Raw genomic sequence first — 11,933 nt, 5'->3', positions numbered from 1 at the left:
GACCCCCTGGCTCTCAGCGCCTTCGTGTAGGGCGACCAGTTCTTCGTCGTGTACTTCTTCTTCGCCGGCTTGCTCATCCCGTCAGCCTACCTCACCGCTCGACCACCGGCCGGCTGGGTGGGTTGTGCAACAAAGCCCCGTGCAGGAACTGCTCGGGCACAGCGATGTCAGCACGACGATGATTTACACCCACGTTCTCAAGATGGCCGCAGGCACGACCCGCAGCCCGCTGGATGCACTGCTGGCCGCCTGAAAACCTGACAACCCGTCACCGCCCCACCCCCTCCATCACCTCCCCCACATACCGCCGCACATTCGGCTGCTCCTCCCCCAGATGGAACGCCAGCCGCCGCCCGCGCAGTTGCACGTCATCCGCCGTGAACCGCTCCAGCCGCCGCAGGTGCTCGACCCAGGTTTCATCGACGAAATACTCGACATACCGCCCCGGCCGCTCGGTATCCCGGAACAAGCCCCACGACAGCGCGCCCTGCCGAAGCCGCGCCTGCCGGGTGAGCCGCATCACTTCGGCGAATTCGCCCGCCCGCGCCGGGTCGATCAGATACTCCACCGTCACCATCACCGGCCCCTCGTCCGGCCCGATGTCCATCGCCGGGTGCGGCGTCTGCGCGGGCGACGCCGGGCGCAGATCCGCCTCTTCCCCTGACACCGTGAAGCGCCGCACCGCCAGCAGCACCAGCGGCCCGCACACCCCGGCCGCCACCAGCGCCACCGGCACCGATCCCGCCAGCCCCGCCACCTGCCCCCATGTCGCCGCCCCGGCCGCCGAGCCGCCCATCAGCGCCATCTGGTACGTGGACATGCCCCGCGCCCGCACCCAGTTCGGCAAGGCGAGCTGCGCCGCCATCGTCAGCGTGTTCGCCGTGGCAATCCACGCGCCCCCCGCCACCGCCATCCCCAGCGCCGCCAGCCACAGCCACGGCGCCAGCGCCACCACCACCGTCATCACCGACACCACCAGCGAGCCCAGCCCGACGATGCGGTCACGGCTGTAGCGGTCGCGCCAGCGCGGCAGGCCCATCACCGCCAGCATCGCCCCGGCCCCCATGCACGCCATCAGCAGCGTGAACCCCCTGGCCCCTCCGCCCAGCCGCTGCGCCACCAGCGGCAGCAGCGCGGTCAGCGCCGTGCTAAGGAAGAAGAACACGAACACCCGCAGCAGCACGGCGCGCATCCGCGGGTTCTCCTTCACATGCTGCACGCCCACCCGCATCGCCCCGACGAACCGCTCGCCCGGCAAGGCGCTGATGCGCGGCTCGCTCTTCCAGCGCAGGATCTGCGCGAACGCCAGCAGCGACAGCACCGCGTTGAGCACGAACACCGCCGTGCTGCCCGACGCCGCCAGCAGCGCGCCCGCCACGATCGGGCCAATGATGCGCGAGAGGTTCATCGCCATCGCCTGCAAGGCCAGCGCCCCGGAGAGCGACGCCGCCGGCACGATCTCCGGCACGATCGCGGCGAACACCGGCCAGCGCGCCGCCAGCCCGATGCCGTTGGCGAAGGTCAGCGCCAGCAGCAGCGGCGCCGTCAGCCCCCCGGCCAGCGACAGCAGCGCCAGCAGCGTCGCCACCAGGGCCACCCACAACTGCGTCGAGGCGAACCAGCGCCGCCGGTCCACGATGTCGGCCAGCGCCCCGCTCGGCAGGCCCAGCAGGAACACCGGCAGCGTCGAGGCCGCCGAGACCATCGCGACCATCACCACGCTGTCGGTGAGCTGCGTCATCAGCCACGCGGCGGCGACATCGTTCATCCACATCGTGATGTTGGCCGCCAGCCAGGCGAACCACAGCATGCGGAACACCGGCAGGTACAGCGCCCGCAGCGCAATGGGCAAGCGATCGGGGTCGATCATCAGAGGGTCTCCGGAAACGAAAAAGCCCACCGCGGAGGGTGGGCTTCAGAGGGTAGCAGGACTGTGCAAGTCCCGCGCAATGCAGGTCAGTCCGCGTCCTGGAACGCTTCTTCGCGCTTGTTCTTGATCGACGGCAGCATCACCACCACGACCATCGCGAAGGCCGCCAACAGCAGACCGGCCGACAGCGGACGGGTCATGAACGTGCTCCAGTCACCACGCGACAGCAGCAGCGCGCGGCGCAGGTTCTCTTCCATCATCGGGCCGAGGATGAAGCCCAGCAGCAGCGGCGCCGGTTCGCACCCCAGCTTGAAGAAGACGTAGCCGACCACCGCGAAGAAGGCGCCTGCATACACGTCGAAGTTGTTGTTGCTCAGGGTGTAGAGACCGATCGAGCAGAACACCACGATCGCCGGGAACAGGAAGCGGTAAGGCACCGTCAGCAGCTTGATCCAGATGCCGATCAGCGGCAGGTTCAGGATCACCAGCATCAGGTTGCCGACCCACATCGAGGCGATCAGGCCCCAGAACAGCTCGGGGTTGCTGGTCATGACCTGCGGACCCGGCTGGATGCCCTTGATGGTCATCGCACCCACCATCAGCGCCATCACGGCGTTCGGCGGGATGCCCAGCGTCAGCATCGGGATGAAGCTGGTCTGTGCGCCGGCGTTGTTGGCCGACTCGGGACCGGCCACGCCGCGGATGTTGCCTTGACCGAACGGCACTTCACCGGGGCGGCCCTTGACCTTCTTTTCGACCGTGTAGGCCGCGAACGACGCCAGCAGCGCACCACCACCTGGCAGCACCCCGAGGATCGAACCCAGCGCCGTGCCACGCAGAACCGCAGGGAAAGCGTCCTTCACGTCCTGCTTGGTCGGCCACAGGCCCTTGACGTCCTTGGTGAAGACTTCGCGGTCTTCCGCCGGCAGGCTCAGGTTCGAGATGATTTCCCCGAAGCCGAACACGCCCATCGCGATCGTCACGAAGCCGATGCCGTCGGTCAGCTCGGCGATGTCGAACGAGAAGCGGGGCACGCCCGAGATCACGTCGGTGTTGATCTGCGCCAGCAGCAGGCCGAGGATGATCATGGCAATCGCCTTGACCAGCGAACCCGATGCCAGCACGACCGCACCGACCAGACCCAGCGTCATCAGCGAGAAGTATTCCGCCGGGCCGAACTTGAAGGCCAGCTCGGTCAGCGGCGGCGCGAACGCGGCGATGATCACCGTGCCCACGCAACCCGCGAAGAAGGAACCGAGACCGGACGCTGCCAGCGCCGCACCGGCACGGCCCTTGCGCGCCATGGCGTAGCCGTCGATGGCTGTCACCACCGACGAGGCTTCACCGGGCACGTTGATCAGGATGGCCGTGGTCGAGCCGCCGTACTGGGCGCCGTAGTAGATGCCGGCCAGCATGATCAGCGCGGGGGTGGCGTCCAGCGAGTAGATCGACGGCAGCAGCATCGCGATCGTCGCCACCGGGCCAAGGCCGGGCAGCACGCCGATCAGGGTGCCGAGAATCGACCCCATGAAGGCGTAGAACAGGTTTTGCATCGTCAGCGCGGTGTGAAAACCCAGCGCCAGATTGTTGAACAGGTCCATGGTGTGCTGCTCCTCAGGTGCCGCTGGCGGCGAACATCGTGGGCCACAGCGGGATGGTCAGCGACAGACCCCACACGAAGATCACATAGGACATCACCGTCAGGATCACGGCGTTCAGCACGGCGTCCTTCCAGTGGAATTCATCGCCGGCCATCGCCGAGATGATGATCAGCAGCGGCAGCGTGATCACCATGCCCAGGCGCGGCAAGCCCCAGCCGAACACCAGCAGCGCACCGACGATCATGCACAGCGGCTTCCAGGCCCATTTGCCAATCGGCTCGCCGTCGGCGGTGTCCACGGTCAGTGCCTTGAACAGCACCATTCCGCCCAGGATCGCCATGGCGACCCCCAGTCCGAAGGGGAAGTAGGCCGGGCCGGGTCGGGCCGAACTGCCGAAGCTGTATTCCAGCGAGCCGATGGCAAACGCCACCCCCACGCCGATGAACATCAGTCCCGACCAGAAGTCTTTCTGGCTCTTTATTTGCACGAGTCATCTCCTCAACGATCAACAAAACGGATGACCGATTTTAGGAAGCGCCTCCGTGCAGTCTGCTGTGGATTCCACTTAGCGGACGAAAGTCACGTCTCCCAGCCGGGTGTCGATCGCAGCACCTCGTCCAGCGTGGTGCGCCCCTCGGCGACTTGACGCAGGCCGGCCCTGCGCAGTGGTTGCAGCCCGTCGGACAGGCTCTGGCGGCGCAGCAGCGCAAGATCCGGCACCTCGCGCACGGCACCACGCACCGCCTCGTTCACCGTGAGCAGCTCGAACAGCCCCCGCCGCCCGCGGAAGCCGCTCTGCCGACAGTCCGGACACCCGACGGGGCGGTGCGGCTGGAAGGGTTCGTCGTCGGCCAGCACCGGCACGCCCGGCAGTGCCGCCTGCAGTGCGGGCAGCGTCAGCGACGGGTCCGGCTGGCGGCAGACCGGGCACAACTGCCGCACCAGCCGCTGCGCCAGCACGCCGATCAGCGTTGCGCTGATGAGGTAGGGCGCCACCCCCAGGTCCAGCAGCCGCGTGATGGCGCTGGCAGCGTCGTTGGTGTGCAGCGTGGAGAAGACGAGGTGCCCGGTGAGCGCCGCCTGCACCGCCATCTCGGCGGTGGCCAGGTCGCGGATCTCGCCGATCATGAGGATGTCGGGGTCTTGCCGCATCAGCGTGCGCAGGCCGCTGGCGAAATCGAGATCGAGCGCGGCCTGCACCTGCGTCTGGTTGAAGGCAGGTTCGATCATCTCGATCGGGTCTTCGATGGTGCAGACGTTGACCTCGTCGGTCGCCAGCCGCTTCAGCGTGGCGTAGAGCGTGGTGGTCTTGCCGCTGCCGGTCGGGCCGGTGACGAGGATGATGCCGTGGGGCTGGGCGGTGAGGTGTTGCCAGCGTTGGGCGTCCTGCGCCGTGAAACCAAGGCCTTCGACCGGCTGCACGGCGGTCTCCGGATCGAAGATGCGCATCACCAGCTTCTCGCCGAACGCGGTGGGCAGCGTGGACAGGCGCATCTCGATCTCGTCGCCCTTGGGGCTGCGGGTCTTGATGCGGCCGTCCTGGGCACGGCGGCGCTCGATCACGTCCATGCGCCCCAGCAGCTTGATACGCGCCGTGACCGCGGCCATGACGGTCTGGGGCAACTGGTAGACCGTGTGCAGCACGCCGTCGATGCGCAGCCGGATCACGCACTGGTCGCGCCGGGGTTCGAGGTGGATGTCGCTGGCGCGCTGCTCGAAAGCGTAGGTCCACAGCCAGTCCACCACCTGCACGACGCCCTGGTCGTTGGCGTCGAGCTGCTTGTGCTTGCCGAGTTCGACGAGCTGCTCGAAGTTGACCGAGGCACTGACCTCGCCGGTCTTCTGCGCCGCGCGCACCGAGCGGGCGAGGTTGTAGAACTCGACCGTGTAGCGCGCGATGTCCAGCGGATTGGCGACCACCAGCCGCACCGTCTTGCGCGTGTGCTGCGCGATCTCGCTGATCCAGTCCACCACGAACGGCTCGCTGGTGGCGACGACCACTTCCGCCGCCCCCACCTGCACGGGCAGCACGCGCCGCCGCTCCGCGTAGCCGACCGACATCACTTCGGTCACCTTCGCCACATCGACCTTGATCGGATCGATGCGCAGGTAGGGCAGGCTCACGCGCTGCGCCAGCCAGCGGGTCAGGGTCTCCAGGTCGAGCGGGTCGAGCGTGCGGGTGTGGCGCAGCCCGGCGTTGGCCAGACGCACCAGCGGGTGCTGCGCGCTGTCGCCGGCACCGAGCCGCTGGGCCAATAGCGCAGCGTCGCTGGCGCGCACGATCTCGTCCTCCACCAGCCAGTGCAGCAGATCACGCCAGGTCAGCGGCCCTTCGTGGGACTGCAGGCTGGGGGCGGGACGTTGGGGGGTGAGGCTCATGGGGGGCTCCCGGAAGTTCGGCGCCGCGGCAGCGGCCCGATCAGACCCAGCCAGCGTACCGCCTTCAGGCCGCAGCGTTCGGTGATCTGCGCCGCGCGCTCGCGCAGCACGGTGTCGTCCGGGCGCTGTCCTCCCTTGAGTGCCACCACGATGGTGTTGCCCTCGTCGGTCGGCGCGAGCATCAGCACCTGCCCGCCCTCGGGCGCGAAGGCAGCGTCGATGCGCCGGGCACTGCGCGCGAAGCTGGCATTGCGGCCGAACAGGTTGACCACCAGCAACCCGCCCTCGGCCAGCACGGCGTGGCAGTCGCGGTAAAAGGCTTCGTCGTCCAGCACCGGAGCGGCGGCCTGGTGGTCGTAGAGGTCGATGCTGAGCACGTCGGCGCTGCCGTGGTGGGCGGGATCAACCACCCAGGCCGCAGCATCCGCCTCGACCACATTCAGCCGCTCATCGTTGGCGGGCAGGCGGAACCACTGGCGGCAGGCGGCGATCACCTGCGGATTCAGCTCCACGGCCGTCGTGTGCAACCCGAGTTCGGTGTGGCAGAACCGGGTCAGCGCGGCGGCGCCCAGGCCGAGCTGTACGACGCGGGTGGCGTCCAGCGTGTCCGGGTCGCGCAGCAGCAGCCAGACCATCATGCGCTGCACGTATTCCAGCTCCAGTACGCGGGGCTTGCGCAGCCGCATGGCGCCCTGCACCCACGGCGTTTCGCCGAGGTGCAGGTAACGCACGCCATCGAATTCGGAGATCGACGCGGCGGGCAGCGGCCGGGCAGCGCCCGTCTTGCGTCGGGATCTGGTCGGTCTGGCGACCGGGGAGGACGAGTCGTCGTCGGGCAAGGTTGGCGAAGTCATGCCAGATCGTAAAGCGCAAACACGGCGCGCCACGCATCCAGCTTGCGTTCGAACGACCAGCTGGCGTTGGCAGGGCTGGTGGACGGCAGGCGATGCACCTCGAAACCGAGCGCGCGCAGGGCCTGCATCACCCGGGCCGATTCGCCCCCGTTGTGCGCCACGGCCACCAGGCCGGGCGCCTGCACGCGCAGCGCCGAGAAGTCATTGCGTTCAGCCGCCTCGATGGCCGTGTCAAGGCTGCCCTCGCGGCGACAGTGGGCATAGACATCCCAGATACCGAGTCCGCGGGCACGCACCAGGTCGAGCCGCTCGGCATACGGCAGGCTGCGCAGATCGACCGACCACAGCGCCGACAGGATCGGCCAGAACTGGTTGCGCGGATGGCCGTAATACTGCTGTTGCTGCAGCGACGCCACGCCGGGGAAGCTGCCCAGCACCATCAGCCGCGTGTTCGGCGCGACCACGGGCGCGAAGCCGGTCAGCCGCGTCATGCTGGCAGCCACTGCGCCAGCCGCGGCAAGGCGGCGCAGGCGTTGGCCGAGGTGATGGCGGCGGTCTCGTCCAGCGACCAGCCGCGCAGGGCCGCCAGTGTCTCGGCAATGCGAGGCAGCTCGGCGGGCTCATTGCGACTGTCCTCCCCCCGCGCACGCGCATCCGCCGTGCGGTAAAGCCAGTGCGGCGGGATGTCAGGTGCGTCGGTTTCCAGCACGATCGCCTCTGCAGGCAGGGTCTGCGCCAGCCGACGGATCTGCAGGGCACGGTCGAAGGTCATCGCACCGCCAAAGCCGAGCTTGAATCCGAGGTCGATGAAGGCCTGCGCCTGCTGCGCGCTGCCGTTGAAGGCGTGGGCGATGCCACCGCGTACCCCGGTGCGGCGCAGGTGCTTGAGCAGCGCATCGGCGGATCGACGCACATGGAGGATCACCGGGAGATCGACCCTGCGGGCCAGGGCGAGCTGCGCTGCGTAGAACCGCTCCTGGGTGGCCAAGTCCAGCCCCGGCACGAAGCCGTCCAGGCCAATCTCGCCGACGGCGACGAGGCGTTCGTCGTCGCGGTGCGTGTGGAGCGCGATCGCCAGCTGCGCCAGGGCGTCCTCGGGCTGGCGGTGCACGTAGAGCGGATGCAGGCCAAGCGCGTAGGCGTTTCCGGTGGCATGGGCAAGTGCGCGCACGGCCTCGAAGTGCGCACACGCCACCGCAGGGATCACCAGCAGCGACACCCCCGCAGCGCAGGCGCGTGCACAGACGGCGGAGCGGTCTGCGTCGAACTCCGGCGCATCGAGATGACAGTGCGAATCGATCCAGGTGGGCATGCGGAGCGCCGGCTGAGGCTGATCCGCAGGTCCGCCAAACCAGATTCCCGGGTTCAGCTCCCCGCGGCAGCGTTGACGAGGTGACGCGAGAGCTTATCGCGTGCCTGGCGCATGGCGCTGCGGACCTGTTCGGTTTCGAGCGCGAGTGCGTCGTGGTACCGGTCGAGCACCAGTGTCAGCGCGGCCGGCTGCTCGGGCTGTGGCAGCTCCGTCACCATCACGATCTCGTTGGCGCAACTGGCCACCAGCTTGATCCAGCCGCCCGGCGTGGTCGGGCTCTGCACACGCCGGTCGAGCGGGATCGGCCGGACCCGCTGCCGCAGCGATTCGTTCAGGCCCCACAGGCGCAGGAACGACTCCATCAACCCCGGCAGGTCCACACCCAGCACGGCCAGGGTTGCAGTCTCCGCACTGATCGGGTATCCACTGCCCACGTCGCCAGCCGCCTTGAGCCTGGCGATCTGTTGCAGCTCCTCGGGGAAGTGATAGGCGACCAGCAGCTGGCCGAGATGCTGGAACTGTGCGGCCAGCATGGCGGCTTCGGCATCCATGCCGGCGGGCACCAGGTATTCGGCCAGATGGCCGGCGAGCAGCGCCTGATTCATGGTCATTTCCAGCGCACGCACACCCATTGGCTTGAGCGTGCCCGGCCATGTCTTCATGCCGCTGGCGACGCGGCGCAGTCCCGACGTACCCATCAACTGCATGGCGCGTTTCACGGTGAGGACCGGCTCCTCCGCCGTCACCGCGGCCGCGTCGGCCGAGTTGGCGCTTCGCAGCAGGCCCAGGCTGAGACCTATGTCCTCCAGCAGAACATCCACCACCGTATCGAGCCGCTCTTTTTCCATGCCAGCGATCAGCGTGACCCGGTTGCTCAGCATCGGCCGCGCAGGCAGGTGGCCGCCACGGCGGATGCGCTCGGCGAGGACAGCGTCGAAGCCGTTGTCGCCGAGCAACTGGGTCTGGCGCCAGTTGCTCAGCACCCGCTCGAAGCTGCGTGCATGCACGAAGCGCCGCTGTGGGTGCAGGTCGATGGCACGGTTGATGATCAGGCGCAGCGACACCGGCACCGACTGCGGCAGGTCCGTCGGCAGGCGCAGGTCGATGGTGGCCATCTGGCTCACCAGCGTCGGCATGTCCGGCTCGCCAACCGGTGGACGACCCAGCAGCCAGTGCTGGATCAGGAGCCCGCAGGACGCAATCTCCCGCGACAGCAGGAAACCGAGGCTCAGCGCTGCTGGTGCGGCCGTTCCGGGCATATGCGTACCCATTGGCGACGGCGCCTGGCGGGCGTTGGCGAGCGCCAGACCCAATCCGCAACCCCAAATACGCAGGCGCCCGGAGGCATCGACCATGGTGGTGTGCTGGCCAAGGTCCCCGTGCACCATGGCAGCTTCGTGGAGGTAGGACAGACCGTCAAGCAGGTCGTGTCCACGGCGCATGAGGTCGTCCAGACTGAGCACTGTGGCGGTCAGCGATGGCGCATCCAGATCAGCAGGTTCGGCGTCGCAGACGAGATAGGGGAACCGGTCGACACAGCCGACCTGGCGCACGGGCGCGATGCGGGGGTGGACCAGACGGGCGGCACGTTGCGCATCCTCGATACAGCGTTCTCGCGTAGCGGGAGCGATGACCGGCTGTGTCGATGCAAGCAGGCGCACGGGCTCCCCGGTCCGGTTGTCGATCGCCAGCCACGCGATGGTCAGCGAGCTGCGCCCAAGGAGGCGCAGCAGTCCGAAGGTACCAAAGGTTCGCAGCACGGGCGCCGGTGCAGGCGCCGGTACCGTCGTTACAGCATCGGTCATGGTGTGGGGGAAAGGAGGCCAGAAACACGCCGATTGGACCCGCCGACGACGGTCCGTCAACGGTGAAAATGAGCGCAGTTTCAATGGCGTATCCGGTGAGACCCTAAGACGACGATAGCCATTTACTCACGACGGTCCGCGCGGGATCTGCTGCGTTCATGCCAAAATCGTTCCCATCCAGCCACCTGATGAACTCCATTCAGCCATTTCCCTCCCGATGGAACCAACATGAGCAGCCCCCTCATCCAAAACATCACCGACGCCACGTTCGAATCCGAAGTCCTCAAATCCGAAACGCCGGTTGTGGTCGATTTCTGGGCCGAATGGTGCGGCCCCTGCAAGCAAATGGCCCCTGGGCTGGACCGGGTCGCTGAAGAACTGGGCAGCAAGATCAAGATCGTCAAGCTTGATGTGGATAGCAATCAGGCCACCTCCGGCAAGTTCGGCATCCGTGGCATCCCGACACTGATGGTTTTCAAAGGCGGTCAGCCCGTCGCCACGAAGGTAGGCGCCCTGGCGTTTCCCCAGTTGAAGAGCTTCGTCGAATCTCATCTATAATTCGTTCCAGAGGTGCTGACCGACTGTGTCTGCACCGCTTGCGAATGCCACTGCGCGCCAGTTGTCGAAGAGCCCGTTCACACCGGTTCTGAAGCGCGCGCAGCGTCGGCCCCCCTACTCCCCGCGCAGATCGTCCCGGACTCCCCCCGTCTGATTGCCCTCCCGGCATTCACCGGATGGTCACTCCGAGCAGCGACGGAGCCAGGTCCCGACCACCCCCGGTCTGTCCGGCTGGCACCGATCAGACCTGCTTTCAGGGTCCGCCCCTATGCATCTTTCCGAACTCAAGGCCCAACACATCTCGGCGCTCATCCAGATGGCCGAGGCGCTGGAGATCGAGTCCGCCAGTCGCCTGCGCAAGCAGGAACTGATGTTCGCGATCATGAAAAAGCGCGCCCGTCAGGGTGAGCAGATTTTCGGCGATGGCGTACTGGAGGTCTTGCCCGATGGTTTCGGCTTTCTGCGCTCCCTGGACACGAGTTTTCTCGCCTCCACGGACGACATTTACCTATCCCCGAGCCAGATCCGACGCTTCAACCTCCACACCGGCGACATGATCGAAGGTGAAGTACGCGTGCCGAAAGACGGCGAGCGTTACTTTGCCCTGGTCAAGGTAGACCGCGTCAATGAACTGACGCCCGAGGAGAGCAAGAACAAGATCATGTTCGAGAACCTGACACCGCTCTTCCCCAAGGAGCAGTTCAGGATGGAACGTGACATCAAGGGTGAAGAAAACATCACCAGCCGCATCATCGACCTGATCGCGCCGATCGGCAAAGGCCAGCGCGCCCTGATCGTCTCGCCGCCCAAGAGCGGCAAGACAGTCATGATGCAGCACCTCGCCCACGCCTTGGTCGCCAACCACCCCGAGGTCCACCTCATCGTCCTGCTGGTCGACGAGCGCCCCGAGGAAGTGACCGAAATGCAGCGCACCGTGCGCGGCGAAGTCATCAGCTCGACCTTCGACGAGCCGGCTGCGCGCCACGTGCAGGTCGCCGAGATGGTGATCGAGCGCGCCAAGCGGCTGGTCGAACTGCGCAAGGACGTGATCATCCTGCTGGACTCCATCACCCGGCTGGCCCGTGCGTACAACAACGTGCTGCCGTCATCGGGCAAGGTGCTGACCGGTGGTGTCGATGCGAACGCGCTGCAGCGCCCGAAGCGTTTCTTCGGCGCAGCCCGCAATGTCGAGGAAGGTGGCTCGCTCACCATCATCGGCACCGCGCTGGTCGATACCGGCAGCCGCATGGACGAGGTGATCTACGAGGAATTCAAGGGCACCGGCAACTGCGAGATCCACCTGGACCGCCGCATGGCCGAGAAGCGTGTCTACCCGTCGATCCTGCTCAACAAGTCCGGCACGCGCCGCGAGGAGTTGCTGCTCAAGCCGGAGATCCTGCAGAAGAGCTGGATCCTGCGCAAGCTGCTCTACCCGATGGACGAGATCGAGGCGATGGAGTTCATCCTCGGCAAGATGAAGGCCACGAAGAGCAACGTCGACTTCTTCGACATGATGCGGCGCGGCGGCTGAAGCCAGGGCTGCGCACGCTATAA

10 protein-coding genes and 1 pseudogene are annotated in these 11,933 nt (G+C 67.0%); 3 read left to right on the top strand and 8 right to left on the bottom strand.

What is annotated here, in order from left to right; all coding sequences use genetic code 11:
- Positions 1 to 139: 139 nt before the first annotated feature.
- Positions 140 to 253 (top strand): annotated as a pseudogene (locus tag RMP06_RS12260) (integrase); the annotation flags it as partial.
- 15 nt (positions 254 to 268) lie between these two features.
- Here the strand turns inward: RMP06_RS12260 and RMP06_RS12255 are convergent.
- The 8 genes from RMP06_RS12255 to RMP06_RS12220 form a co-directional block, all read right to left on the bottom strand.
- Positions 269 to 1,870 carry an MFS transporter gene (locus tag RMP06_RS12255; protein ID WP_310462059.1) on the bottom strand — a complete coding sequence of 534 codons (1,602 nt, stop codon included), beginning with the start codon at positions 1,868 to 1,870 and terminating at the stop codon, positions 269 to 271.
- Positions 1,871 to 1,956: 86 nt separating this feature from the next.
- On the bottom strand, positions 1,957 to 3,471 hold the full coding sequence (locus RMP06_RS12250) for a tripartite tricarboxylate transporter permease (protein WP_310462058.1): 1,515 nt from the start codon (positions 3,469 to 3,471) through the stop codon (positions 1,957 to 1,959).
- A gap of 13 nt (positions 3,472 to 3,484) precedes the next feature.
- On the bottom strand, positions 3,485 to 3,958 hold the full coding sequence (locus RMP06_RS12245; RefSeq protein ID WP_310462057.1) for a tripartite tricarboxylate transporter TctB family protein: 474 nt from the start codon (positions 3,956 to 3,958) through the stop codon (positions 3,485 to 3,487).
- Positions 3,959 to 4,050: 92 nt separating this feature from the next.
- The gene (locus RMP06_RS12240; protein ID WP_310462056.1) at positions 4,051 to 5,850 is read right to left on the bottom strand and encodes a GspE/PulE family protein; all 1,800 of its coding nucleotides are present in this window, start codon (positions 5,848 to 5,850) and stop codon (positions 4,051 to 4,053) included.
- Positions 5,847 to 6,704 carry a methyltransferase domain-containing protein gene (locus RMP06_RS12235; RefSeq protein ID WP_310462055.1) on the bottom strand — a complete coding sequence of 286 codons (858 nt, stop codon included), beginning with the start codon at positions 6,702 to 6,704 and terminating at the stop codon, positions 5,847 to 5,849. Before RMP06_RS12235 ends, RMP06_RS12240 begins: the two co-directional genes overlap by 4 nt.
- Positions 6,701 to 7,195, bottom strand: a complete 495-nt coding sequence (locus RMP06_RS12230) for a DNA-deoxyinosine glycosylase (RefSeq protein ID WP_310462054.1) — start codon at positions 7,193 to 7,195, stop codon at positions 6,701 to 6,703. Before RMP06_RS12230 ends, RMP06_RS12235 begins: the two co-directional genes overlap by 4 nt.
- Positions 7,192 to 8,016: a TatD family hydrolase gene (locus RMP06_RS12225; protein WP_310462053.1), complete on the bottom strand. Its 825-nt coding sequence runs from the start codon at positions 8,014 to 8,016 to the stop codon at positions 7,192 to 7,194. The genes RMP06_RS12230 and RMP06_RS12225 overlap by 4 nt, the downstream gene beginning before the upstream one ends.
- A 53-nt stretch (positions 8,017 to 8,069) precedes the next feature.
- Positions 8,070 to 9,821, bottom strand: a complete 1,752-nt coding sequence (locus RMP06_RS12220) for an HDOD domain-containing protein (RefSeq protein WP_310462052.1) — start codon at positions 9,819 to 9,821, stop codon at positions 8,070 to 8,072.
- A 228-nt stretch (positions 9,822 to 10,049) separates the two neighbouring features.
- Between RMP06_RS12220 and trxA the strand changes: the two genes are divergently transcribed.
- Both trxA and rho read left to right on the top strand, forming a co-directional pair.
- Entirely contained in the window at positions 10,050 to 10,379 is a 330-nt protein-coding gene (gene trxA, locus RMP06_RS12215; RefSeq protein ID WP_310462051.1) for a thioredoxin, read from the top strand.
- Between the two features lie 268 nt (positions 10,380 to 10,647).
- A complete protein-coding gene (rho, locus tag RMP06_RS12210; RefSeq protein WP_310462050.1) occupies positions 10,648 to 11,910 on the top strand; it encodes a transcription termination factor Rho in 1,263 nt (420 codons plus the stop codon).
- The last annotated feature ends 23 nt before the right edge of the window (positions 11,911 to 11,933 follow it).

Origin of the sequence: Sphaerotilus sp., assembly GCF_031429695.1 — a bacterium.
GTDB lineage: Bacteria > Pseudomonadota > Gammaproteobacteria > Burkholderiales > Burkholderiaceae_C > Sphaerotilus.
The sequence above is the reverse complement of the archived record's forward strand: the minus strand, read 5'-3'. Positions and strand labels throughout refer to the sequence as shown.

Coding starts and splice junctions, on each gene's coding strand:
- RMP06_RS12255 (WP_310462059.1), bottom strand. CDS start 1,870: ATGATCGACCCCGATCGCTTGCCCATTGCGCTGCGGGCGCTGTACCTG.
- RMP06_RS12250 (WP_310462058.1), bottom strand. CDS start 3,471: ATGGACCTGTTCAACAATCTGGCGCTGGGTTTTCACACCGCGCTGACG.
- RMP06_RS12240 (WP_310462056.1), bottom strand. CDS start 5,850: ATGAGCCTCACCCCCCAACGTCCCGCCCCCAGCCTGCAGTCCCACGAA.
- RMP06_RS12235 (WP_310462055.1), bottom strand. CDS start 6,704: ATGACTTCGCCAACCTTGCCCGACGACGACTCGTCCTCCCCGGTCGCC.
- RMP06_RS12230 (WP_310462054.1), bottom strand. CDS start 7,195: ATGACGCGGCTGACCGGCTTCGCGCCCGTGGTCGCGCCGAACACGCGG.
- RMP06_RS12225 (WP_310462053.1), bottom strand. CDS start 8,016: ATGCCCACCTGGATCGATTCGCACTGTCATCTCGATGCGCCGGAGTTC.
- RMP06_RS12220 (WP_310462052.1), bottom strand. CDS start 9,821: ATGACCGATGCTGTAACGACGGTACCGGCGCCTGCACCGGCGCCCGTG.
- trxA (WP_310462051.1), top strand. CDS start 10,050: ATGAGCAGCCCCCTCATCCAAAACATCACCGACGCCACGTTCGAATCC.
- rho (WP_310462050.1), top strand. CDS start 10,648: ATGCATCTTTCCGAACTCAAGGCCCAACACATCTCGGCGCTCATCCAG.